We start from the raw sequence: 23,639 nt of genomic DNA on the forward strand, positions 1-23,639 counted from the left end.
AGCGCGCATTCATCGTTCAACAGTAGGGTTTTACGAGTGAGCCAACTCTTTTTCCGTCTACCAGTCATGATTCGAGCACGGACGTATGGACGTCCGTTTCATGTTCTATAGATCAGAGCATCCTTAAGCGCGCAGTGAGTGGAGACTCTGCATGAAACGAGTTACCGGCATTGGCGGCATCTTCTTCAAGGCCAAGGACCCGAAGGCCCTGACCGAGTGGTACCGGGTGCACCTGGGCGTTCCAGTCGAGGCGTGGGGCGGTGCGGCGTTCCGCTGGGCGTCGCCCGACAATCCGTCCGGCGCCGGAACGACCGCGTGGAATCCGTTCGCGGCCGACACGGACTACTTCGGGCCGGGCCAGTCGCCCTTCATGGTCAATTACCGGGTGGCCGACCTGCACGCCCTGCTCGCCGCCCTGCGCAGCGAAGGCTGCAACGTCGTCGACAAGGTTGACGAGTCGGAATTCGGCAAGTTCGGCTGGGTCATCGACCCGGAGGGCAACAAGGCGGAGCTGTGGGAACCGCCGGCGGGGCAGTGAGTCGGGCAAAGAGGCGGGGGTTATCAAGTACACCGAGGGTAAGTCGGGCAGTGCATCCATAGGTACTGCGCCGATGCGATAGCGCGTTGCAGACTGCCTGCATTCACTCAAAGCCGATCAGGGGGGAGTCATGGAAAATCCGTATCAGAGTCCGGGTGCCGTGGTGGAGGACCGGGAAAAGCCGAGCTCGTCGCTGGGCGACGTGGCCTCCGGCCAGAAGCTGGTGATCTACGCGATCCTGCTGTACTTCCTCGCCGCTGTGCTGCGCACAGTGGTCGGCCCCATCGCCGCGCTTGCCTTCCTGGCCTGCCTTGTCATGTCGTGGGTGGGCATCTACAAGATCGCCCGCGGCCTGGAGTATCCAATGTGGTGGCGGATCGTGCTGCTGGTGCTGATGCTCGTTCCGCTGGTGGGACTGATCGAGCTGCTCGTGCTGAGTTCCAAGGCCACGTCGCGGCTGCGCAAGGCGGGGTATTCGGTGGGGTTGCTGGGGGCGAGGGATTACTAGGCGCAGGCTTGCCGATCAGAGTCGAGCTCAAGCAAGAGCGTGTGCCTGATGTCGAAAGCGGGCTGTCCTGCCCGCTTTCGACTCGCCGGGTCAAGGCCCGGCTCCGCCGGCTCAAGCGCCAGGGCGCTTGAGCCGCGAGCGGCCATCCATGGCCGCTAATCCTCTTCGAGCTTCGGCCGCCACGCCTCGCTGAGCTGCTTCTGCACCGGCGCGGGCACCGGCTCGTAGTGGCTGAGGTCCAGGCTGTAGCGGCCGCGGCCGCCGGTCATGGCCTTGAGTTCGGTGGGGTAGTCGGTGAGTTCGGCGAGCGGGGCCTGGGCGCGGATCATCAGCTCGCCGCCGCGCCGGCTGTCGGTGCCGAGGATGCGCGCGCGCTTGCCGGCGAGGCCGCCGGTGACGTCGCCGACGTCGCTCTCGGGGATCGCCACCTCCACGTCCACGATGGGTTCCAGCACGATGGGCCGCGCCTTGCCCACGGCGTCGAGGAAGGCCTTCTTGCCCGCGCTGACGAAGGCCACTTCCTTGGAGTCGACCGGGTGGTACTTGCCGTCGTACACGGTGACGCGCAGGTCCTGCAGCGGGTAGCCGGCCACGGCGCCGCGCTCCATCGCCTGGCGCACGCCCTTCTCGATCGCGGGCAGGAAGGTGCCGGGGATCACGCCGCCCTTCACCGCGTCGACGAACTCGAAGCCGGCGCCGCGCTCCAGCGGTTCCACGCGCAGGAACACTTCGCCGAACTGGCCGGCGCCGCCGGTCTGCTTCTTGTGGCGGTGGTGGCCCTCCGCCCTCGCGGCGATGGTTTCGCGGTAGGCGATGCGCGGCGGGTGGGTGAGCACCTCCACGCCGTAGCGTTCGCGCATGCGTTCCAGCGTCACCTTGAGGTGCAGCTCGGAGAGGCCGCGCAGCACGGTCTCGTTGAGTTCCTTGTGGTGCTCCATGCGCAGGCAGGGGTCTTCCTCGGCCAGCCGCCCCAGCGCGTTCGCCAGCTTCTGTTCCTGGCCCTTGTGCTTCGGCTCCAGCGCGAGTCCGAACATCGGCTGCGGGAAGCGCATCGGCGCGAGGTGGATGCGGTCTTCCTCGTGCGCGTCGTGCAGCACGGCGTCGTGGTGGATCTCCTCCACCTTGGCCACCGCGGCGATGTCGCCCGGCACCGCCTGCTCGATCTCCACGTGGTTCTTCGCGTTGAGCCGGAACAGGTGGCCCACCTTGAACGGCTTGCGGCCGTCGTCGACGAGCAGCTGCGAGTCGCGGCGCACGGTGCCCTGCCACACGCGGAACACGCCGAGCTTGCCCACGAAGGGATCGTTGACGATCTTGAACACGTCGGCGATCACGTGCTGCGCCGGATCGGCGTTGACGGTGATCGCCTCGTCCTCGCCGTTGAGGAAGGGCGGCGGGTTGCCTTCCGCGGGATTCGGCAGCAGGCGTTCCGCGAGATCCAGCAGCTCGGCCACGCCCGCGCCGTTGCGCGCGCTGACGAAACAGACCGGCACCAGGTGCCCCTCGCGCAGGCACTGCTCGAACGCGTCGTGCAGCTGCTCGCGGCTCAGCGCGGCCTCGCCCTGGTCGAGGTAGGCGCCCATGGTGGCCTCGTTGATCTCCACCACCTGGTCGACGATGCGCTGGTGCGCCGCGGCCAGCGAGGAGAAATCGGTGGCGCCCGCGGTGTGGAAGAAGCAGTCCAGCACCTGCTTGCCGCCCTGCGCGGGCAGGTTCACCGGCAGGCATTCGGGGCCGAATTCCTCGCGCAGCGCTTCCACCAGCGCGGCCAGGTGGGCGCCCTCGAAGTCGATCTTGTTGACCACCAGCACGCGGGCGAGGCCGCGCGCGTGCGCGTGCTCCATCATGCGGCGCGTGCCGTGCTCGATGCCGTTGACGGCGTTCACCACCACCATCACGGTTTCCACCGCGGCGAACGCGGACAGCGTGCCGCCGCGGAAGTCGTCGTAGCCGGCGGTGTCGATCAGGTTGATGCGGCAGTCGCCGCGGTCGATGCCGGCGATGCAGCTGTCGATGGAATGGCCGCGCGCCTTCTCCTGCGCGTCGGTGTCCGACTGCGTGGTGCCGCGCTCCACCGAGCCTTGCGCCTGGATCACGCCGCCGGCATGCAGCAAGGCCTCGAACAGCGAGGTCTTGCCGCTGCCGGCGTGGCCGGCGAGCGCGATGTTGCGGATGCTTTCCGTGTGGTAGGACACGATGCGACCCTCCTCTTGCGGAAGTGCGGGCTCGCATCGGCATGAGCGGCGCCGCACGGGAGTCGCGCCTGGCGACTGGCGGGCCGTCATGGTCGTCCAGGCGCGGACGCGGGGGCGGTCATGGCGGGTGAGTGCGGCGATGGTACGTCGCGGCGGGGTTAGCCTCGCGTCAACGCCGGCGGGAACCGCCGCAAGGCATCGCGGTCTGAGAGCCGCGCTTCCCGCTTCCCATGCTTGCATCCGACTGGCGCCCGTTCTCGGCAACCCCGTCGTTCGCCCTGAGCGCAGGCCCGAAGGGCCGAACTCGAAGGGATGCCGCAGCGGCGCTTCGACTTCGCTGGCTTGCGCCAGCTACGCTCGGCGCGAACGAGGCTTTTACCCCGATGCGACGCCAACCAGGCTACAGGCAGGGCAGGGATTCATAAGCGTCGTCGTCCATTCGGAGTCCTCCCATCGTCCACCGCACGCAGGCCGAAACCCGCGCCACGCCGCCGCCCGGCCCCGACCGGGACGGCACGCTTGCGCTCGACATCGCGACCACCGCGCGGTTGCGCCGCCTGCGCTGGCGCGAGCCTTCGCGCGGGCACCGGCTGGCGTGGCTGGTGCTGCTGTTCACCGTGCTGCTGCACCTGCTGTTCGCGACGATGGTGTGGTGGGCGATGCGGCCGCCGCCGTCGCGCCGCGGGCCCGCGGCGCCGGTCGCCGACGTGCTCGAGGTGCGCTTCATTGCCGCCGCCACCGCACCGGCCGCGCCGGCGCCAGCGCCCGTGCCGCCACCACCAAGCGCGCCGTCGCGGCACGCCAGCGGGCCGGCGGCGAAGCAGGCATTGAGCGTGCGACTGCCTGCTCCTGCGCCCGCGGCCAGCGTGGCCGCGCCGCGGCTGTTCGACCGCAACGGCCAGGTCATCCTGCCGGCCGCCGCCAGCACCGCGCCCGTGCCCGCCTACGTGCAGGGCATGCCGCAGGGCGACACGCGGATCATGCGGCACGACAGCCCGGTGAAGTACCAGGCCACCCGCTTCGACAAGGACTGGGGCAACGGCAGCACGAATGCCATCGACGACGCGCTGCAGAAGGTCGTGGACAAGACCACGGTGAAGCACACCTTCCACCTGCCGGGCGGCATCCATATCCACTGCGCGGTTTCGCTGGCGGCGCTGGCCGGCGGCTGCGGCGGCGATCCGCCGCCACCGCCGTCGTCGAAGGACGGCGACGTGCGCCTGAACATGGCGCCGGCGCCGCTGGCGCCCGATCCGAACGCGCCGAAGCCGCCGCCGCTGTCCAGATGCATCGCGCTGTACCGCGCCGGCAAGCCGCTTGTGGACGGCTGCCCCAGCGACACGCCGGCCCGCGCGGTGGACGAGGAGATGCGCGGGCAGCACGCGAAACAGCCGCCGTTGCATTGACGCGCAGCCGCGCGACAGCGCCCGTTACACTCGCCGCATGCCGCTGCCCACGGACCCGAATGCGCCGCTCCCGCCCACCCGGCGGCCGTCGCAGGTACTGCTGAATTCGCCGCTCGCTGCCGCCTCGCGCCTGCGCATCCAGCGTGCGCGGCGCGACGAGCAGCCGCGCGTGCTCTGGCGGCGCGTGCTGGCCGTCGCCGGCAGCCTGCTGGTGCACCTGTTCTTCCTGTTCGCCTTCATCCTGGGGCCGGCGTGGGAGCCGCCGCCGCCCGTCGCGGTGGCGCCGGCGCAACTGCAGGCGCGTTTCATCGAGTTGCCCGACCTCGCGCCGCCACCGCCGCCGAAGGGCGAGCCGCCACGCCAGACGGGGCCGGTGCACCAGGGCCACGCGACGGCGAATCCGGGAGCGCCGCGCCATGCGGCCGCCGCCGTGCGCCACCTGCCGCGACCACCCGCCGTCGCTGCGCAGGCGGTGCCGCCGGCGAAGGCGGCCGCCGCTCCGCCGCCGCCGCCCAGCCTGCCGCAGCCCGCGCCCACGCCGCGGTTGCAGCCGGTGCCGCTGGCGAACCAGCCGCCGCCGGTGAACCTGCCCAACCCCGTGCTGCAGCCGCCGGTGCCGCCGAAGTTCCAGCCGCAGCCCGTGCGTCCACCGCAGGCCGAAGGCAACCAGCCGATGCTGCCGCCGCCCTCGCTGGCGCTGCCGAAGCTGCCGCCGCAGGCGCCGCCCGCGATCGCGCCGCCCAGCGTGGCGCTGGATCGCGTGGCGCCCAACACGCCGGCGCCGGCCATCGTGCAGCCGATGCACGTGGACCTGCCCGCGGCGCCGCCCGCGCCCGAACTGCAGGCCGTGCCGCTGCCGGCGCAGGTCGCGCCGCAGGTAAGCCTGCAGGCCTCGCTCAGCCCGCCCGCGCCGGACGCGCCGCGGCATCTGCCGAAGCTGCAGGCGCCGGCACCGGTCGAGGCGCCGGAAGAGCCGCCGCTCGCCGCGATCCCGCAGGCGGCGCCTGCCGCACCCAGCGTCACGCCGGCGCCCAAGGCCACCATCGAGATCGCCAGCGACCAGGCACTCCCCCGTATCAGCCAGCCCGTGCCGATCACGCTGTCGCCAGCGGAAGGCACGCCGACGGCGGCATCGGCCAGCGCACCGGCGGCCGCCGGCGCCGCGACCGAAGCCGCCGGCAAGGCGGCCGAAACCGCCGCATCCGACGTCAGCACCGCACCGAACGCGAGTCCGCAGGGCAGCGACAACGCACGGCCCGGCGAGCCGCAGGGCGTGGACAGCGCCATCGAGACGGCCACCGTGCACGGCAACGGCCCGCCGGCGTCGCACGGCCTGGGCCACGCCACCACGGGCGTGGCCGGCAAGGGCGAGGGCGGGCAGCCGGGGGCGCAGCAAGGCGCGGCGGCGGGCGGTGCCACGGCAGGCGCGCAGCCATCCGGCCACGCGCCGGGCAGCGTGCCGGAATACGTCCAGCTCAAGCCCACCGGCGACACCGCGGTGATGCGCCACGACATCCGGGGCGTCAACTACAAGGCCACGCGCTTCGACCCGTACTGGACGCCCGAGGGCGAAAGCTCGGTGGATACCGCGCTGCGCCACGCGGCGGAAAAGACCACGCTGCAGCACACCTTCCACCTGCCGCGCGGCATCCGCATCAAGTGCAAGGTGATGCCGCTGGTGCCGGTGGCGCTGCTGGGCTGCGGCGGTGCCGATCCGCCGCCCGCACCGGTGGCGCAGAAGGTCTACGACCAGCTCAACCAGCCGGCCGTGCCCGGCGGCAGCGTGCCCAGTGTGCCGCCGCCCGCGCCGGCGGCCAGCGCGGCGGCGCCGGCGCACGTGGCGCTGGACAACAGCGTGCAATGTGCCGAAGCCCGCGTCGCCGGGGGGCCGCTGCCGCCGGGATGTCCGCCGACCGAGCCGGTGGTGAAGCGCTACGTTCCCGCCACCTCGTCCAGTTCCTGGGTGCCGGCCAGCGACCAGTTCCATTGATGCAGAGGAAGGGAGTGGCGCTGAGCGAGATCCCCGCGCATGCCTTCGACGGCGGCTGCGATTGCCGCGTGGCGTGCCATCGCATGACCGACACGCCGCCGTGCGTGCACTGCCGCTGGTGCCGGCACGAAACCGTCAATGCGTTCGTGCTCGACGCGATGATCGCGGCGGAGCGGGTGTTGCTGCCTGGCGGCAGGCCCGAACCGGTGCCATCGTTTCATGGCTGGGCGCAAGATGAATCGCCCGCCGCAGGCGATCCAGGATCCAGAAGCGAAGGACATCGCGAGCACCCGCCCCTCACCCCAGCCCTCTCCCCGAAGGGGAGAGGGCGAAAGCGCAGCCGGCGATCCCAGCGGTCACGACAACCGCTGGAACTCCTTCATCAGCGGCAGTCGCCGCACGCGCACCGCGCTGACGCGGAACACCGCGTTGGCGAGCGCGGGGGCGGCGGTGGGCATGGCGAGGAAGCTGGCGCCGGTGGGCGGGTGGGCGTCGTCGGGAACGACGATCACCTCCACGCTGTTGGGCAGCGCGGCCATGCTGGCCAGCGGGTAGTCCTTCCAGTCGCGCTGCTGGACCTGGCCGTCCTTGTAGGTGATGGCGAGGTTGAGCGCGGTGGAGAGCGCGTCCAGCGTGGCGCCGGCGACCTGGCCCTCGAGGCCGAGCGGGTTGATCACGCGGCCCACGTCCACCGCGCAGACGACGCGCTCGATGCCGAGCTTGTCGCCCTGCAGCGAGGTCTCGATGGCGTGCGCCACGTAGGCGCCGTCCATGTACCAGCAGGCGAGCCCCAAGCCATTGACGCTGCGCAGCCAGTTCTTCCACTCGATGCGGTCGGCGACCAGCTGCAGCACGTTGCGCAGGCGGCCGGTGTCGAGCACGCCGCCGTTCTTCAGCGCGATCGCGCGCGGTTCGCCGAGCAGGCGCAGGCGGGTCTTCAGCGGGTCCTCGCGCATCAGGTGCGCGATCTCGTCGACGAAGCTCTCCACTGCGAACGCGTTGGAGAGGTGCGGCGTCGCGCGGTGCGGGCCGCGCGGCAGGGCGGATTCCAGCGCGTACCAGTCGCTGCGGTAGTTCGGCACCAGGCCGGCGGGCAGCTGGTCGGGCAGCACTTCCGAGCTCCACAGCCGGTTGGCGGGCGCGCCGCGGCCGCTGAGGGCGGAGGCACTGGCGAGGCGCTGGTTCCAGGCGAGCAGGTTGCGCTTGCCGTCGATGATCGCGCTGATCTTGTGCACGCTGGCGGAGCGGTAGAAATCGTTGGCGAAGTCCTGCTCGCGCGTCCACAGCAGGCGCACCGGCTTCTGCACCGCCTTGGCCAGCATCACCGCCTCGGCCACGTAGTCGTGGTCGAGCCGGCGGCCGTAGCCGCCGCCCACGCGCGGCACGCGGATCTCGATCCGTTCGGGCGCGAGTCCGGTGAGGCGCTGCACCACCGCCCAGGCCTGCTGCGGCGCCTGGCTGGGCACCACCAGCCTGGCGCTGTCCTTGTCGATGCGGGCGAGGCAGTTCATCGGCTCGGCGCAGGCGTGCGCCAGCCAGGGCTGGTAGTAGCTGGCCTCGAGGCGGCGCGCGGCATGCTTGCCGGCCTTGTCCACGTCGCCGTCGTCGCGCACGCGCGTGGTGGGCGCGGCATCGCCGTCGAGCAGGGCGGAGGCCTGCTGCTCCAGCGCGCCGCTGCTGGTCGCGGCGCCGGGCTTCCATTCCAGCTTGAGCTGGTCGCGGCCCTGGAGCGCGGCCCAGGTGTTCTCGGCCAGCACCGCCACCGCGGGAGCGATCACGGTATGGCCCGGCGGCTGGCCGGGTTCGGGCTTGAGGTGCATCACCTTGACCACGCCCTTCACCGCCAGCGCGGGTGCGGTGTCGATGCGCGCCAGCGAGCCGTCCGGCCACGGGCAGTGCAGCAGCACGGCGACCAGCGCCTCGGCCTCGTGGTGGTCGATCGCGTACTTCGCCTGCCCGGTGACGATGGCGTGCGCGTCGACATCGCCCACCGGCTTGCCGATCAGGGTGTAGCGCTCGGGCGGCTTCGGTGCCGGTGCCTGCCTGGGCAGGTCGAGCTTGCTGGCGTCGTCGACCAGGCTGCCGTAGGTGACGCGGCGGCCGTCCGGCGCGATCACCGTGCTGGCCTCGCAGCGCAGGCGATCGGCGGCGATGCCGAGCCGGCGCGCGGCGGCCTGGGTGAGCAGCCAGCGCGCCAGCGCGCCGGCCTGGCGCAGGTCGGCCCAGGCGGCGGGGATGGAGTCGCCGGTGCCGCCGCGCTGGCGGCCATAGCTCCACTGCGGCTGGCCGTTGTTGCCGGCGTCGACGCCGAGGCCCAGCTGCACCACGCTGACCCGGTTCCAGTCGGCGTCCAGCTCGTCGGCGATGATCATCGGCAGCGCGGTGGCGACGCCGGTGCCGGTGTCGGGATCGCGCGCGCCGATCAGCACGTTGCCTTCGGCGTCGATGCGCACGTAGGCACCGAGTTGCTGGAAGTGGTTGCCCAGCCATTCCGGCGGCAGCGGCGGCTCGCCGGCTTCGGCCACGCGCACGCCCACCACCAGCGCGCCGGCGGTGCCGGCGAGGATCTGCAGGAAGCGCCGGCGCGACAGCCGGATGCCGTTCGGGGTGTTCGCGCTCATGCCTGGCCCGCCTTGCCGGCGGCGGCGCGCTTGATCGCGGCGCGCACCCGGGTCTGGCAGCCGCAGCGGCAGGTGTTGGGCAACTGGTCGATGTCGGCGTCGCTGGGCTGCGGCTTGCGCTTCAGCAGGTCGACGCCGGCGATCAGCCAGCCCGGCGTGCAGTAGCCGCAGCCGATCGCGTCCTCGTCGATGAAGGCCTGCTGCAGCGGGTGCAGGGTGCCGTCGTGGGCGGCCAGTCCTTCCACCGTGGTGACGGTCTTGCCGTCGAGTTTCGCCATCGGCAGGGTGATCGCGGGGACCGGCTTGCCGTCCACCAGCACCAGGTCGGCGCCGTTCTCGCCGCGTGCGCCGCCGTACTTGGTGCCGGTGAGCTGCAGCAGGTCGCGCAGGTACCACAGCAGCGGCATCTGCGGATCGCCGGTGTGGACGAAGTGTTCGCCGTTGATCTCGACGTCGATGCCGTTGCGCACCGCCTCGGGCACGATGCTGCTGTCCGGAACGACCGGCACACCGTGGGCTTGGGCTGGCGCCATGCGGGATCTCCTCAATCGTGTCCGCGCATTGTGGCATTGCCGCGGGCGGCATAGGAATGCGTGGCGCTGAACGGTGGCGGCGCCTGGCGTGGATGCCCGCCGATGACGGCACGTTCTTCATCAACGGCAATCCGGGCCAGTCGCGTTGTCACGACAGCGGATTCAGCGGCAGGACCGATGCCGCCGGCGCGGTGCGGCTGGGCCATGACTGGAACGCCGGCGCCATCGGCCTCGGCGCCGAAGGCGGCCATGCCGGCCTCGGCATCGGCTGCGACTTCAGCCGCAACTTCGGCATCGGCGCGAGCTACGATCGCTGTCACGGGCGGCCGACGCTCCACGGCGAGAAGGCCGGCGAGAACATCGACATGTTCCCGGCCTTCGCCGAATTCCGTTTCTGAGTTGCCGCCGGTGGAAAAGACGACGGCCGCTTGCGCGGCCGTTGTCCCGGCGATGGCAGTCGTGCGCGAGCCTCAGCGACCGCCCAGGAACAGATTGAGGTTGGCCACGTTGAGCGTGCCGATGCCGGCACCCGGCGTGTAGTTCGGCGCACCGTGGTAGAACCAGTTGTCGCCCGCCTTCACGCTGTTGAAGGCCGACCACGGACCGTAGCCGAAGATGTTCTGCAGCAGGTACACCTGCGGATTCCAGAAGCCCACGCGGTGGCCGATGCTCTGCGTCAGCAGGGCGCTGATGCCGTTGAGCTGGGGCGCCACGAAGCTGGTGCCACCCGCGGAACCCAGGCCGCCGTCGGTGGTGGAATACAGCACGTAGCCGGTTTCCGGGTCGGCATTCAGCGCGATGTCCGGCACGTTGCGGCCGCGGAAGTTCGCGGGCAGGGCGAGCAGGGTGGTGGGGCCGGCACTGGGATCGTTGAACACCAGCGCCTGCTTGCGCTCGCTGCGGCGGATGCCGCGGGTGAGCCACTGGTAGAGCGGCTCCTGCCAGTACACGCTGACGCCGCCGCCGCCGCCGGACGAGAACAGCACGTCGTGCCAGCCGCCCGGCGTCGGGGCATAGGTGTCGAGGTAGGTCTGCAGGTAATCCCAGCCCCACACGCTCTCCTGCGTGATGGAGGTGGTGGGGGCGCCCTGGATGCCGAAGGTGAACGGCACGGTGGTGCCGCCGGCGGCCGTGATGAACGGATCGGAGGCCGGCGAATCCACGGTCAGCGGCGCACTGAACTCGCCCGGGCCGGTGCCGGTGCCCAGTCCGCGCACGGTGTCGTAGGCGCCCGAGTCGCCGGAGGCGGCGAACACCGACTGCCCCTGCGCGGCCGCTTCCAGGAAGATCTGGTGGAAGGCGCGCAGATTGCCCACGTCGGTGGTGTCGGTGTCGCTGGCACCGTCCACGTTGAGCGCGGCGAAGTTGAAGATCTCCGGCAAGCCCCAGCTGGTGGAGATGCTGTCGGCCTTGTTGTCGGAGACGGCTTGCGCGAAAGCGTCGGTGAAGCCGTTGCCGGCGTTCGGTGCGTCGTAGACGATGATGTTCGCCCATGGCGCGAGGCCGCCGGACTGCTCCACGTCCAGCGCCGTCTCGCCGCTGCCGCCGTCGAAGACGCCGCCGCCGTCCACGTGCACCTGGGTGATGCGGTTCGGCTTGGTGGCCAGGCCGATGTCGCTCCAGTAGGTCTGCGCATCGGACGGATAGAAGTTGGACAGGGTCACGATCGCCACCGTCGAACCCTTGCCGTTGATGCCGTGCTGGTACAGCGGGTTGATGTTGTAGAAGTTCGCCACGTCGCCCACGGTGTAGTCGCCCGGTATGCCGGTGGCGGTGGGGTTGCTGCCGGGCGTCTTGGCGAGCGCCTTGAGCGTGAAGGTCCGCTGCGCCGTCGCCGGCAACCGGGGCAGGTTGATCCGGTGCGACAGGAACTGTCGCTCGTTGCTGAGGCCGCTGACGAAGATCACGCTGCCGGCCAGCGCGGCGGGCAGCCGTGGCGTGGTGGCGGGGCGATGGAAGTGCCGGCCGCCGCGCGCGGAGACGTACTCGTGGATCGGCGCCTGGAAGATTGCGCCGAGCTGGGCCGGCGTGGCGCTGGTCTCGATCGCCAGGTGGCTGGCCAGCACCTGGCTGGAGAGTCCTTGCTGGCGCAGGAAGGCCTGCACGCGGGCAATGTCCGCATCGCTGGCGCCGTACTGGCTGGCGAACTCGGCGGTGCTGAGGAACTGGCGGTAGTGCGGCGAACCGGGCGTGATGGTCTGCTGGATGTAATCCTGCAGCGCCGCCTCGTGGCGCAATTTCAGGATCAGGGTGACGTGCACGGGCTGGCTGGAAACGGCCAGGCCCATGTCGACGCTCGGCCGCACGTCGGCGGCCCATGCGGCGGTACCCACGCCTGCAAGCAGCAGGGCGAGGCAGCCGGCCAGAGATTTGCGATGCAGTTTCGCGAACATTGCGCTTCCTCCTGATGGCAAAGATTCGGGCGTGCGCGGGCGACGACGCGTCGCCGCGACGCCTTGCGGTCGATCCGCAAGAGCGTTTCGTCGAGACGAGCTGATGAAAACCGGGTTTCCCCGCGACGTCGTCGGTCTCCCCTGACGACTGGCGTTGCGCCGCCCGGCGAGCCTACTCCGGCGCCCCGGGTGTCGGTAGTACCGCAGGAAATTGCGGTGCGGAATCGCAAGTTGGGTGCGCGTGCGCGCTGCGGCACAATAGGGAGTTGGCGTCGCGGATTCACGGTCGCGGCGCCCCTCATTCCCGCCAAAGCCATCGCCATGACCGCCATCAAGCAAGCCGACCTGATCCAGTCCGTCGCGGACGCGCTGCAGTACATCAGCTACTACCACCCCGTCGACTACATCAAGGCGCTGGCCGCCGCGTACGGGCGCGAGGAATCGCCGGCCGCGAAGGACGCGATGGCGCAGATCCTGATCAACTCGCGCATGGCCGCCGAGGGCCACCGGCCGCTGTGCCAGGACACCGGCATCGTCACCGTGTTCCTGAAGATCGGCATGGGCGTGCGCTGGGACGACGCCACCATGGGCGTGGAGGACATGGTCAACGAGGGCGTGCGCCGCGCCTACAACCACCCGGACAACAAGCTGCGCGCCAGCGTGCTGGCCGACCCGGCGGGCAGGCGCACCAACACGAAGGACAACACGCCGGCGGTGGTGAACGTGTCGGTGGTGCCGGGCGACACCGTGGAGGTGATCGTCGCCGCCAAGGGTGGCGGCTCGGAAGCGAAGTCGAAGTTCGTGATGCTGAACCCCTCCGACTCCATCGTGGACTGGGTGCTGAAGACCGTGCCGACCATGGGCGCCGGCTGGTGCCCGCCGGGCATGCTGGGCATCGGCATCGGCGGCACCGCGGAGAAGGCGATGCTGCTGGCGAAGGAATCACTGATGGAGCACATCGACATCCAGGAGCTGATCGCCCGCGGCCCGCGCAACCGCGTCGAGGAACTGCGCATCGAGCTGTACGAGAAGGTCAATGCGCTGGGCATCGGTGCGCAGGGCCTGGGTGGCCTCACCACCGTGCTCGACGTGAAGATCAAGGACTACCCCACCCACGCGGCCAACCTGCCGGTGGCGATGATCCCGAACTGCGCCGCCACCCGCCATGCGCATTTCACCCTGGACGGTTCCGGTCCCGTGGCGCTGGCTCCGCCCTCGCTGGAGGACTGGCCCAGGCTCACCTACAACCCGCAGAACGCGCGCCGGGTGGACCTCGACACCATCACGCAGGAAGAAGTCGCCAGCTTCAAGCCGGGCGAGGTGCTGCTGCTCAACGGCAAGCTGCTCACCGGCCGCGACGCCGCGCACAAGCGCATGGTGGAGATGCTCGACAAGGGCGAGAAGCTGCCGGTCGACTTCAAGGGCCGCTTCATCTACTACGTGGGCCCGGTCGATCCGGTGCGCGAGGAAGTGGTCGGCCCCGCGGGTCCCACCACCGCCACGCGCATGGACAAGTTCACCGGGCAGGTGCTGGCGCAGACCGGCCTGCTCGGCATGGTCGGCAAGGCCGAGCGTGGCCCGGCCGCCATCGAGGCGATCAGGCAGCACCGGTCGGTGTACCTGATGGCGGTGGGCGGCGCGGCCTACCTGGTCTCCAAGGCGATCAAGGCCTCGAAGGTGCTGGCCTTCGAGGACCTGGGCATGGAGGCGATCTACGAGTTCGAGGTGAAGGACATGCCGGTGACCGTGGCGGTGGACAGCGCCGGCACCTCGGTGCACCAGACCGGTCCGAAGGAATGGCAGGCGCGCATCGGCAAGATCCCCGTCTTTGTTCAATAAACCCGTGCGCGCAGCGCACCGCGTTCGCCTCCTCTCCCTCCGGGAGAGGATTGAGGAGAGGGTCCGGACTTGCGCGGTACTGCCGAACGAGTCGGTCAGCACACGCCTTCGCCTCCTCTCCCCGGCGGGGAGAGGGAGTGGCTTCCGCAACGCTTGCCGCGTCGCGCCCATTGCGCGCCGCAGATTCCCCGGCATGGCGCCCTGTTCGACCGACGCCGACGCAGGCGCAACGCAAGCGAAGGTGGCAGGGGCTGCTTGCTTGCCGCAGGCCATGGGCACGGTACAGACTACGAAGTCATGCGTGCGCCGATGGCGGGCGGCAGCCCCGATGTGGCGTGACCTTGCTTTCACTGGACCAAGATGGCGATCAAGAAATCCGAGCTGTATTCCTCCCTCTGGGCCAGCTGCGACGCCTTGCGCGGTGGCATGGACGCCAGCCAGTACAAGGACTACGTGCTGGTGCTGCTGTTCATCAAGTACATCAGCGACAAGTACGCCGGCGTGCCGTTTGCGCCGATCACCGTGCCGCCGGGTGCCAGCTTCGACGACATGGTGGCGCTCAAGGGCAAGAGCGACATCGGCGACCAGATCAACAAGAAGATCATTGCACCGCTGAAGGAAGCCAACCGGCTGTCCGACATGCCGGACTTCAACGACGCCGGCAAGCTCGGCAGCGGCAAGGAGATGGTCGACAAGCTCACCGACCTGATCGGCATCTTCGAGAACAAGGCGCTGGATTTCTCGAAGAACCGCGCCGAGGGCGACGACATCCTCGGCGACGCCTACGAATATCTGATGCGCCACTTCGCCACCGAGAGCGGCAAGAGCAAGGGCCAGTTCTACACGCCGGCGGAAGTCAGCCGCATCATGGCGCAGGTGCTGGGTATCCGCGCGGCGAAAACCAGCAACGCCACCACCGTGTATGACCCTACTTGTGGTTCCGGATCGCTGCTTCTGAAAGTGGCCGACGAGGCGCGCACCAAACTGACCATCTACGGTCAGGAAAAGGACGCCACCACCGCCGGCCTGGCGCGCATGAACATGATCCTGCACGACAACGCCGAGGCGCAGGTCGTGCAGGGCAACACGCTCACCGACCCGAAGTTCATGGACAAGGGCGTGCTGCGCACGTTCGACTACGTGGTGGCCAACCCGCCGTTCTCCGACAAGCGCTGGAGTACCGGCCTCGACCCGGAGCATGACCCGCACGAGCGCTTCGCCAGCTTCGGCGTGCCGCCGGCCAAGCAGGGCGACTACGCCTACCTGCTGCATATCGTGCGTTCGCTCAAGAGTACCGGCCAGGGTGCGTGCATCCTGCCGCACGGCGTGCTGTTCCGCGGCAACGCCGAGGCGGCGATCCGCCGCAACCTGGTGCGCAAGGGCTACATCAAGGGCATCATCGGCCTGCCGGCGAACCTGTTCTACGGCACCGGCATCCCCGCCTGCATCGTGCTGATCGACAAGCACGACGCGCACGCCCGCAAGGGCATCTTCATGATCGACGCCAGCGCCGGTTTCATGAAGGACGGCCCGAAGAACCGCCTGCGCTCGCGCGACGTGCACCAGATCGTCGACGCGTTCAACCGCCGGCTGGAGATTCCCAAATACTCGCGCATGGTGCCGTTCGACGAGATCGAGAAGAACGACTGCAACCTCAACCTGCCGCGCTACATCGACAGCCAGCAGGCCGAGGACCGGCAGGACATCGAAGGCCACCTCAAGGGCGGCATCCCGCTTGCCGACGTCGATGCGCTGCAGCGTTACTGGCAGGTCTGCCCGGATCTGCGCCAGGCGCTGTTCGCGCCCAACCGCCCCGGCTACGTCGACCTCGCGGTGGACAAGGTCACGATCAAGGCCGCCATCTACCAGCACCCGCAGTTCGCCGCCTTCGTCCAGGGCATGAACGCCCACTTCGATGCCTGGCGCCAGCGCAGCGCTGCCACGCTCAAGGCGCTCGCCGCCGGCTGCCATCCCAAGGACGTGATCGCCGACCTTTCGGAAGGCCTGCTCGCGCACTACACCGGCCAGCCGCTGATCGACGCCTACGACGTCTACCAGCACCTGATGGACTACTGGGCGCAGACCATGCAGGACGACCTGTACCTGGTCGCCGCCGACGGCTGGAAGGCCAGCACCTACCGCGTGATCGAGCAGAAGAAGAACAAGGACGGCAAGGTCACCAAGGAAGTGGACAAGGGCTGGGCCTGCGACCTGCTGCCGAAAGCCCTGGTCGTGGCGCGCTACTTCGCCGGCGAACAGGCCGCCCTCGATCGGCTGGCAAGCGAACTCGAATCCACCGAGGCGCAGCTGACCGAGCTGGAAGAGGAGCACGGCGGTGAAGATGCCGCGTTCGCCGGCTTCGACAAGATCAATGCGAAGGCGGTCAAGGATCGCCTGGACGAGATCGGCGACGACCGCGAGGCGAAGGACGAAATCGCCGTGCTCAAGCGCTGGCAGAAGCTGGATCGCGAGAAGTCGACGCTGAAGAAGCGGCTCAAGGAGGCGGAGGCGGCGCTGGATGACGCGGCGTATGCGAAGTACCCGCAGCTGTCAGTGGCCGAAATCAAAGCGTTGGTGGTGGACGACAAATGGTTGGGCGCATTGGACGCGGCGGTCCACGGCGAGATGGAGCGGATCAGCCAGGGGCTGACGCGGCGAGTGCGGGAACTGGCCGAGCGCTACGAGTCGGCTTTGCCGCAGTTGGCGGAGCGGGTGGCCGAGCTCCAGTTCAGGGTGGACGGTCATCTGGAGCGGATGGGCTTCGCATGGAAGTGAAGGATGTCGCGACTGCTTCTCCTGAATTGTCTCCAAAGACAATCGAGATCGTCCCATCGGGATACAGAAAGACTGAGATAGGTTTCCTTCCGGAGGACTGGCGTGTAGGGACTCTTGGCGAGGTGTCTCAGATCTTTGGGCGCATTGGCTTTCGGGGTTACACAGTTAATGACATCGTTGATGAAGGAGACGGTGCGATTGCGATCAATCCATCCAACATCCGGAATGGCAGAACAGTCTTCGAAAAATGCACCTACATTACTTGGCAAAAATACGAGGAGTCGCCTGAAATCAAGATTGATGAAGGCGACATTGTACTTGTCAAAACCGGCTCTACCTTCGGTAAGACGGCCATGGTCAAAAATCTTCCTGAAAAGGCAACGCTTAATCCACAAGTAGTTGTCTTTAAGAAGATTAGTGGGTCACAAGGTTTTTTCGGCTACATGATTGGTTTCCCCACCATTCAAAACCAGATTGCAGCAGCAGTCGTAGGAGGCGCATTACCTACGCTATCCCAAAAGATGGTGGCGAATTTCAAATTGCCACTTCCATCTTTTCCTGAACAATGTGCTATCACCGAGGCCTTAAGCGACGCGGATGCGCTGATCGAATCGCTGCAACAGCTCATCGCCAAGAAGCGCCAGATCAAGCAAGGCACCATGCAGGCGTTGCTCACCGGCAAGCAGCGCCTGCCGGGCTTTGCGGGAGATTGGGTGGTGGCACCGCTGAGTGATCTTGCAAGCATTCGTAGCGGCGGCACGCCGAGCACCACTCAATCACAATTTTGGGATGGCGATATTCTGTGGTGCACACCAACGGATATCACCGGTCTAAAGGGTAAAAAGTACCTCAGCGACACGAGCCGAAAGATCACGGAACAGGGACTGCAGTCCAGTTCGGCCGAGCTGATACCGGCGAAGTCAGTCGTCATGACCTCGCGCGCGACAATCGGTGAATGTGCGATCAACGAAACTCCCATCGCGACCAATCAAGGTTTCAAAAACTTCGTTCCATTGGATGACGTCGACGTAGAGTTTTTGTACTACCTGCTGCTGATGCAGACAGAGGACTTTATACGTCTATGTGGGGGCAGCACATTTCTGGAGATTGGCAAGACACAGCTCGCTTCGTTCGAGGTGCTCATGCCGCCGACAAAGGCTGAACAAACCGCCATCGCCACCATCCTCACCGACATGGACAGCGAGCTCGACGCACTGGAAACCCGCCTCGCCAAGACCTGTCAGCTCAAGCAGGGCATGATGCAGGAACTGCTGACCGGCAGGATTCGCCTGGTATGAAGAGCCGGTACCGCGTGATGCTGGGGCGCAAGAGCGTCCATGCCGCTGCTGATTGACCGTCGAGCGAGAGTCAGCTTGCGAGCATGACTTTGCGAAGCCTGGGATGCTTGCCGAGCAGCAAGCCTTCGATCTCGCGCACGCTCTTGCCCGTCTCGATGGCGGTGGAACTGGCCACGGCGCGGATGATGGCTTGCGGGCTCGGCGCTTTGGCGACGCGGCGGGGCTTGGGGACGCTGGCCGGCTTGGCCGGCTTCATGGCACCCGGTCTAGCGGAGCTGGCGGCCTTCCTTCGCGGGGTGATCGGCCCAGGAACGGCTGCCGGCCGGATCGTCCTTTGCACTTGGCGCAGCGGGAAATTCTACTCGACACGATGCCTCTGTAAAGATAGTGTCTCGCAAATTGTCGCATAAATAGCTGTTTTTGAAGGCCATGGTGCGATAGATTAAAGATCCTTCCGGGCATCGTTACGGATAATTCCACGCATGGCTCGCTTTGTTCACCACGATCTGCGTTTGCTGAATCCCTCGTTCAGCTCGCCCTTGCTGGACGTGCTGACGGAGCTGGAGCATCTGCGCCGGCTGGAACTGCGGGGCACCACGCCGGCGCCGGTGTTCATGCAGCTCAAGGCGGTGTTCCATCTGCTGGAGAGCCTGGCGTCGGCGCGGATCGAGGGCAACCACACCACGCTGGCCGATTATGTCGAGCGCAAGGTGAGTGGCGCCGGGGACGGCGACGACGAGGCCCACGAAATCGGCAACATCGAGGAAGCGATGCGCGAGGTGGAGCAGGCCATCGCGCCGGGCGCCACCATCAGCGAGCACTTCATCCGCCAGCTGCACACCATGACGGTGGACGGGCTGCAGCGTGAAGGCGACCGCACGCCGGGCGCCTGGCGTACGGGCGGGGTGAAGATCGCCCAGGCCGAGCATCGGCCACCCGAGGCGCTCGACGTACCTGCCTACATGCAGGAGTTGGTGGCTTTCATCAACCGCGACGATCCGCCGAAGTACGGCTTGATGAAGGTGGCACTGGCCCATCACCGCTTTACCTGGGTACACCCTTTCAGCAACGGCAACGGCCGCGTGGTGCGGCTGCTCACCTACGCGCTGTTGATCAAGTATGGCTTTCGGGTGCAGGCCGGTGGCCGCGTGCTGAACCCCGCGGCGGTGTTCTGCACCGATCGCGAGCGCTACTACGCCATGCTGGCGCGTGCCGACGAAGGCACGGACGAGGGGCTGGAAGACTGGTGCACCTATGTGTTGGCCGGCGTGCTGGAGGAGTTGCGCAAGGTGGACAGCCTTGCCGATTACGGCTACCTGACCCGCGAGATCCTGTTGCCTGCATTGAACCTTGCGCGTGAGCGGCAATGGATCACGGCGCAGGAAGACGCGATGCTGGCCATGACGGCCCGCAAGGGCGTGGTCAAGGCAGCCGATCTTTCCGACGCCATGCCAAAGCTCAATGCCGCCCAGCGTACCTACCAGATCCGCAAGATGGTCCAGGGTGGCATGCTGCAGCCGGTGCAGCCCGGAGCGCGGCAGTACGTGCTGGGCTTCACCAACAACTATCTGCTGCGCGGGGTGATCCAGGCGCTGACCGAATCGGGCTTCATTCCGGCCAGCGTCAGCGCGCCACCGGTGCCTGCGAAAGACGTTTGACAGGGGGAAGGCATGGATGACATCAGCAAGCCGGAGCGGGAGACGCAGCGCCGCGTGATCGCGCTGTTCCGCGACGAGCTGGGTTACGACTACCTTGGCGACTGGAGCGATCGCGAGAACAACCGCCAGGTCGAGGACGGTTTGCTGACGGACTGGCTGACCCGTCGGGGGCATAGCCACGCGCAGATCGTCATCGCCCTGCACAAGCTGCACACCGAGGCCGACAACCCCACGCGCACCCTGTACGAGAACAACCACGCCGTGTACCAGCTGCTGCGGTACGGCGTGCCGGTGCAGACGGACGCCGGGCGTCCGCACGAGACCGTCCAGTTCATCGACTGGGGCAGCACGAAGGACAACGATTTTGCCATCGCCGAGGAGGTCACGCTGCGCGGCGGTTTCGAGCGTCGCCCTGACCTGGTGCTGTACGTCAACGGCATCGCCGTGGCGGTGATCGAGCTGAAGAGCAGCCGGGTCAGCATCGGCGATGGCATTCGTCAATTGCTGTCCAACCAGGAGCCGGCTTTCAATGCGTGGTTCTTCAGCACGGTGCAGCTGGTGTTTGCCGGCAGCGATTCGGAAGGCCTGCAGTACGGGACGATCGGCACACCGGCCAAGTTCTTCCTGAAGTGGAAGGAGGACGAGGTCGACGACAGCCGCTACAAGCTGGACAAGTACCTGCTCAAGATGTGTCGCAAGGATCGCTTGGTCGAGCTGATGCGCGACTTCGTGCTGTTCGACGGCGGCATCAAGAAGGTGCCGCGGGTGCACCAGTACTTTGGCATCAAGGCGGCGCAACAACACGCCCGCGAACGCAGGGGCGGCATCATCTGGCACACCCAGGGCAGCGGCAAGAGCATCGTGATGGTGCTGCTGGCCCGCTGGCTGCTGCAGGACAACCCGCACGCCCGGGTGGTGGTGATCACCGACCGCGACGAGCTGGACAAGCAGATCGAGCGGGTGTTCGACGATGCCGGCGAGAAGATCCATCGCACCCGCAGTGGCCGCGACCTGATGCGCCAGCTGGGCCAGGCCTCGCCGCGGCTGCTGTGTTCGCTGGTGCACAAGTTCGGGCTGGAGGCGCGCGGCAAGCAGGACAAGGAGTTCGAGGCCTTCCTCGACGAACTGCAGTCGCAGCCCAGCCCGACGGTGGGCGAGGTGTTCGTGTTTGTCGACGAGTGCCACCGCACCCAGAGCGGCCGGCTGCACAAGGTGATGAAGGCGCTGATGCCCAATGCGGTGTTCATCGGCTTCACCGGCACGCCGCTGCTGAAAGGCGACAAGGCCACCAGCCTGGAAGTGTTCGGCGGCTACATCCACACCTACAAGTTCGGCGAGGCAGTGGAAGATGAAGTGGTGCTGGACCTGGTCTACGAGGCGCGCGACATCGACCAGCAGCTCGGTTCGTCCGAGCGGATCGACCAGTGGTTCGAGGCCAAGACGAAAGGCCTCAACGACTGGCAGAAGGACGAACTGAAGAAGACCTGGGGCACGCTGCAGCGCGTGCTCAGTTCGCGTTCGCGCATGGAGCGGGTGGTCGAGGACGTGGTGTTCGACTTCAGCGTGAAGCCGCGGCTGTCCAGCGAGCGCGGCAACGCGATCCTGGTGGCGCGCAGCATCCTCGATGCCTGCAAATACTTCAGCTTGTTCCAGAAGACGCCGCTGAAGGGCCGCTGTGCGGTGGTGACCTCGTACAACCCGCAGGTACGCGACGTGACGCTGGAGGAAACCGGCGCGAACAACGAAACCGACAAGCAGTTCATCTACAACACCTATACCGACCTGTTGCAGGACGTGCAGCCGTCGCACGGCCGGAACAAGACCGAGGTCTACGAGGATCAGGCCAAGCAGCTGTTCGTCGAACAGCCGGCGAACATGCGCTTGCTGATCGTGGTGGACAAGCTGCTGACCGGTTTCGACGCGCCGCCGTGCACCTATCTCTACATCGACAAGTCGATGCAGGATCACGGCCTGTTCCAGGCGATCTGCCGCACCAACCGGCTGGACGGCGACGACAAGGATTTCGGTTACATCGTCGACTACAAGGACCTGTTCAAGAAACTGGTGAACGAGCAGGGTACCGGTGCGCTGCAGGTGTATTCCTCCGAGCTGGACCACAGCGATGGTGGCGCCGATCCCGCGGTGATGATGCAGGATCGGCTGGCGAAGGGTCGCGAGCGGCTGGACGACGCGCTGGAGGCGTTGAGCCTGCTGTGCGAGCCGGTCGAGCCGCCCAAGGCCGACCGCGACCATATCCGCTATTTCTGCGGCAATACCGAGATTGCCAGCGACCTGAAGCAGCGCGAGCCGCGCCGCGTGGCGCTGTACAAGGCGGCCGTGGCGCTGCTGCGTGCGTACGGCAACCTCGCCGACGACCTGGCGGGCGCCGGCTACGGCGTTGGCGACATCGCACGCATCAAGAGCGAGGTCAGGCGTTACACCGACCTGCGCGAAGTGATACGCCGGGCCAGCGGCGAGACGCTGGACCTGAAGCCGTACGAGGCGGACATGCGCCACCTCATCGATACCTACATCGAGGCGAAGGCGCCGCGGAAGATCTCCCCGTTCGACGATATCGGCCTGCTGGAACTGATCGCCCGCAGCGGCATGGCCGATGCGATCAGCCAGCTGCCCGAGGGGATCAAGGGCAGCAAGGACGCGATCGCCGAGACGATCGAGAACAACGTGCGCAGCAAGATCATCCAGGAGCACCTGAACAACCCGGCGTACTACGACCGGATGTCAGCGCTGCTGGACGAGGTGATCCGGTTCCGCAAGGAGCAGGCGGACAGGTACGAGGAGTACTTGAAGAAAATTGCCGATCTGGTGGGCAAGGTGCAGGCCGGCCATGTCGACGACACGCCCGAGCCGTTGAAGCGCAGCGCCGGCCTGCGGGCGATCTACGACAACCTGGTGATGGCGCCGCCGCCGGCCACCATGAACCTGCAGGACGAAGCTGGCCCGTTGCCGCTACCCGATCCGAAGTTGAAGCTGGCGGTGGATATCGATGAAGCGGTCAGGCGCGAGCGGCATGCCAGCTGGCGTGGCAATGCCGCCCGCGAGAACCACATCAAGCGCGAGGCGCTGATGCCCTTGCTCAAGGACGTGGCCGAGGTGGAGCGCATCTTCGAGATCCTCAAGCAGCAGCCGGAATACTGATGGTCACGCGGCTCGACCTGGGCAGCATCAGCGTTGACGTGGTGCGCAAGGGCATCAAGAACATCCATCTCGGTATCTATCCGCCCGCCGGCAAGGTGCGCATTGCCGCGCCGGCGTGGATGGAGCTGGACGCGATCCGCCTGTTCGCCATCAACAAGCTGGCCTGGATCAGGCAGCAGCAAAAGAAGCTGCGTGCGCAGATGCGTGAAACGCCACGCGAATACCTGGAACGTGAAAGCCATTACGTATGGGGCCGGCGCTATCTGCTGCGCATTGTCGAGCGCGACGCTGCGCCTTCGATCGAGCTGACGCATCGACACCTCAACCTGCAGGTCCGCCCCGGTAGCGATGCGGCGAAGCGCGAGGCTCTTCTGGCCGACTGGTATCGCGCCCAACTGAAACAGGCTGTGCCGGCGCTGCTCGCCAAATGGGAGCCGGTCATCGGCGTGTGCGTCGAACGCCTGTACGTGCAGCACATGAAAACCAAATGGGGCAGTTGCAACACCGTGGCGAGGCATATCCGGCTCAATACCGAGCTGGCGAAGAAGCCGCCGGAGTGCCTCGAATACATCGTGGTGCACGAACTGGTTCACTTGCGCGAGCCGACCCACAACGCGAATTTCGTGGCACTGATGGATCGTTACATGCCGCACTGGCGCGACTGCCGTGACATGCTGAATAGGTTGCCGGTGCGCAACGAACACTGGGATTGCTGAGCGCACCGCT

The 23,639-nt window shown here is 67.4% G+C and carries 16 protein-coding genes; 11 read left to right on the top strand and 5 right to left on the bottom strand.

What is annotated here, in order from left to right:
- Positions 1–151: 151 nt before the first annotated feature.
- Positions 152–538 (top strand): VOC family protein, encoded by a 387-nt coding sequence (locus ABQJ56_RS06705; protein ID WP_367844225.1) that lies wholly within the window; start codon positions 152–154, stop codon positions 536–538.
- A gap of 130 nt (positions 539–668) precedes the next feature.
- Positions 669–1,046 carry a hypothetical protein gene (locus tag ABQJ56_RS06710; RefSeq protein ID WP_367844226.1) on the top strand — a complete coding sequence of 126 codons (378 nt, stop codon included), beginning with the start codon at positions 669–671 and terminating at the stop codon, positions 1,044–1,046.
- Positions 1,047–1,201: 155 nt separating this feature from the next.
- On the opposite strand, the gene fusA is transcribed toward ABQJ56_RS06710, so the two are convergent.
- Entirely contained in the window at positions 1,202–3,241 is a 2,040-nt protein-coding gene (gene fusA, locus ABQJ56_RS06715; RefSeq protein WP_367844227.1) for an elongation factor G, read from the bottom strand.
- A gap of 548 nt (positions 3,242–3,789) precedes the next feature.
- Between fusA and ABQJ56_RS06720 the strand changes: the two genes are divergently transcribed.
- Both ABQJ56_RS06720 and ABQJ56_RS06725 read left to right on the top strand, forming a co-directional pair.
- Positions 3,790–4,647 carry a hypothetical protein gene (locus tag ABQJ56_RS06720; protein WP_367844228.1) on the top strand — a complete coding sequence of 286 codons (858 nt, stop codon included), beginning with the start codon at positions 3,790–3,792 and terminating at the stop codon, positions 4,645–4,647.
- A gap of 37 nt (positions 4,648–4,684) precedes the next feature.
- On the top strand, positions 4,685–6,637 hold the full coding sequence (locus ABQJ56_RS06725) for a hypothetical protein (RefSeq protein ID WP_367844229.1): 1,953 nt from the start codon (positions 4,685–4,687) through the stop codon (positions 6,635–6,637).
- 356 nt (positions 6,638–6,993) lie between these two features.
- Here the strand turns inward: ABQJ56_RS06725 and ABQJ56_RS06730 are convergent, their stop codons facing one another.
- Together ABQJ56_RS06730 and ABQJ56_RS06735 are read right to left on the bottom strand one after the other, a co-directional pair.
- On the bottom strand, positions 6,994–9,258 hold the full coding sequence (locus ABQJ56_RS06730) for a xanthine dehydrogenase family protein molybdopterin-binding subunit (RefSeq protein ID WP_367844230.1): 2,265 nt from the start codon (positions 9,256–9,258) through the stop codon (positions 6,994–6,996).
- Positions 9,255–9,791: a (2Fe-2S)-binding protein gene (locus ABQJ56_RS06735; protein WP_367844231.1), complete on the bottom strand. Its 537-nt coding sequence runs from the start codon at positions 9,789–9,791 to the stop codon at positions 9,255–9,257. Before ABQJ56_RS06735 ends, ABQJ56_RS06730 begins: the two co-directional genes overlap by 4 nt.
- A gap of 92 nt (positions 9,792–9,883) precedes the next feature.
- On the opposite strand from ABQJ56_RS06735, the gene ABQJ56_RS06740 reads away from it, so the two are divergent.
- Positions 9,884–10,189, top strand: coding sequence for a hypothetical protein (locus ABQJ56_RS06740; RefSeq protein WP_367844232.1), 306 nt, complete (start codon positions 9,884–9,886; stop codon positions 10,187–10,189).
- Positions 10,190–10,261: 72 nt separating this feature from the next.
- Here the strand turns inward: ABQJ56_RS06740 and ABQJ56_RS06745 are convergent, their stop codons facing one another.
- Positions 10,262–12,184: a S53 family peptidase gene (locus tag ABQJ56_RS06745; RefSeq protein WP_367844233.1), complete on the bottom strand. Its 1,923-nt coding sequence runs from the start codon at positions 12,182–12,184 to the stop codon at positions 10,262–10,264.
- 321 nt (positions 12,185–12,505) lie between these two features.
- Between ABQJ56_RS06745 and ABQJ56_RS06750 the strand changes: the two genes are divergently transcribed.
- The 3 genes from ABQJ56_RS06750 to ABQJ56_RS06760 all read left to right on the top strand — a co-directional run bounded on the left by ABQJ56_RS06750 (position 12,506) and on the right by ABQJ56_RS06760 (position 18,096).
- Positions 12,506–14,023 (top strand): fumarate hydratase, encoded by a 1,518-nt coding sequence (locus ABQJ56_RS06750; protein ID WP_367844234.1) that lies wholly within the window; start codon positions 12,506–12,508, stop codon positions 14,021–14,023.
- Positions 14,024–14,383: 360 nt separating this feature from the next.
- Positions 14,384–16,798 carry a type I restriction-modification system subunit M gene (locus ABQJ56_RS06755; protein ID WP_367844235.1) on the top strand — a complete coding sequence of 805 codons (2,415 nt, stop codon included), beginning with the start codon at positions 14,384–14,386 and terminating at the stop codon, positions 16,796–16,798.
- Positions 16,789–18,096 (top strand): restriction endonuclease subunit S, encoded by a 1,308-nt coding sequence (locus tag ABQJ56_RS06760; protein ID WP_367844236.1) that lies wholly within the window; start codon positions 16,789–16,791, stop codon positions 18,094–18,096. The genes ABQJ56_RS06755 and ABQJ56_RS06760 overlap by 10 nt, the downstream gene beginning before the upstream one ends.
- A 70-nt stretch (positions 18,097–18,166) precedes the next feature.
- Here the strand turns inward: ABQJ56_RS06760 and ABQJ56_RS06765 are convergent, their stop codons facing one another.
- The gene (locus ABQJ56_RS06765; RefSeq protein WP_367844237.1) at positions 18,167–18,352 is read right to left on the bottom strand and encodes a hypothetical protein; all 186 of its coding nucleotides are present in this window, start codon (positions 18,350–18,352) and stop codon (positions 18,167–18,169) included.
- Positions 18,353–18,578: 226 nt separating this feature from the next.
- Here ABQJ56_RS06765 and ABQJ56_RS06770 point away from each other — a divergent pair, with 226 nt between their 5' ends.
- The 3 genes from ABQJ56_RS06770 to ABQJ56_RS06780 are packed head-to-tail and all read left to right on the top strand — an operon-like array spanning position 18,579 to position 23,629.
- Positions 18,579–19,754 carry a Fic family protein gene (locus tag ABQJ56_RS06770; RefSeq protein ID WP_367844238.1) on the top strand — a complete coding sequence of 392 codons (1,176 nt, stop codon included), beginning with the start codon at positions 18,579–18,581 and terminating at the stop codon, positions 19,752–19,754.
- A gap of 12 nt (positions 19,755–19,766) precedes the next feature.
- Positions 19,767–22,913: a type I restriction endonuclease subunit R gene (locus tag ABQJ56_RS06775; protein ID WP_367844239.1), complete on the top strand. Its 3,147-nt coding sequence runs from the start codon at positions 19,767–19,769 to the stop codon at positions 22,911–22,913.
- Positions 22,913–23,629, top strand: a complete 717-nt coding sequence (locus ABQJ56_RS06780) for a M48 family metallopeptidase (protein WP_367844240.1) — start codon at positions 22,913–22,915, stop codon at positions 23,627–23,629. Before ABQJ56_RS06775 ends, ABQJ56_RS06780 begins: the two co-directional genes overlap by 1 nt.
- The last annotated feature ends 10 nt before the right edge of the window (positions 23,630–23,639 follow it).

This window comes from Rhodanobacter geophilus (assembly GCF_040812275.1).
GTDB lineage: Bacteria > Pseudomonadota > Gammaproteobacteria > Xanthomonadales > Rhodanobacteraceae > Rhodanobacter_A > Rhodanobacter_A geophilus.

Bases quoted from the DNA above. Each gene is read 5' to 3' on its own strand.
- ABQJ56_RS06710 (WP_367844226.1), top strand. From the start codon at position 669: ATGGAAAATCCGTATCAGAGTCCGGGTGCCGTGGTGGAGGACCGGGAA.
- ABQJ56_RS06775 (WP_367844239.1), top strand. From the start codon at position 19,767: ATGGATGACATCAGCAAGCCGGAGCGGGAGACGCAGCGCCGCGTGATC.
- ABQJ56_RS06780 (WP_367844240.1), top strand. From the start codon at position 22,913: ATGGTCACGCGGCTCGACCTGGGCAGCATCAGCGTTGACGTGGTGCGC.
- ABQJ56_RS06760 (WP_367844236.1), top strand. From the start codon at position 16,789: ATGGAAGTGAAGGATGTCGCGACTGCTTCTCCTGAATTGTCTCCAAAG.
- ABQJ56_RS06725 (WP_367844229.1), top strand. From the start codon at position 4,685: ATGCCGCTGCCCACGGACCCGAATGCGCCGCTCCCGCCCACCCGGCGG.
- ABQJ56_RS06750 (WP_367844234.1), top strand. From the start codon at position 12,506: ATGACCGCCATCAAGCAAGCCGACCTGATCCAGTCCGTCGCGGACGCG.
- ABQJ56_RS06705 (WP_367844225.1), top strand. From the start codon at position 152: ATGAAACGAGTTACCGGCATTGGCGGCATCTTCTTCAAGGCCAAGGAC.
- ABQJ56_RS06735 (WP_367844231.1), bottom strand. From the start codon at position 9,791: ATGGCGCCAGCCCAAGCCCACGGTGTGCCGGTCGTTCCGGACAGCAGC.
- ABQJ56_RS06755 (WP_367844235.1), top strand. From the start codon at position 14,384: ATGGCGATCAAGAAATCCGAGCTGTATTCCTCCCTCTGGGCCAGCTGC.
- ABQJ56_RS06765 (WP_367844237.1), bottom strand. From the start codon at position 18,352: ATGAAGCCGGCCAAGCCGGCCAGCGTCCCCAAGCCCCGCCGCGTCGCC.
- ABQJ56_RS06770 (WP_367844238.1), top strand. From the start codon at position 18,579: ATGGCTCGCTTTGTTCACCACGATCTGCGTTTGCTGAATCCCTCGTTC.
- ABQJ56_RS06730 (WP_367844230.1), bottom strand. From the start codon at position 9,258: ATGAGCGCGAACACCCCGAACGGCATCCGGCTGTCGCGCCGGCGCTTC.
- ABQJ56_RS06740 (WP_367844232.1), top strand. From the start codon at position 9,884: ATGCCCGCCGATGACGGCACGTTCTTCATCAACGGCAATCCGGGCCAG.
- ABQJ56_RS06745 (WP_367844233.1), bottom strand. From the start codon at position 12,184: ATGTTCGCGAAACTGCATCGCAAATCTCTGGCCGGCTGCCTCGCCCTG.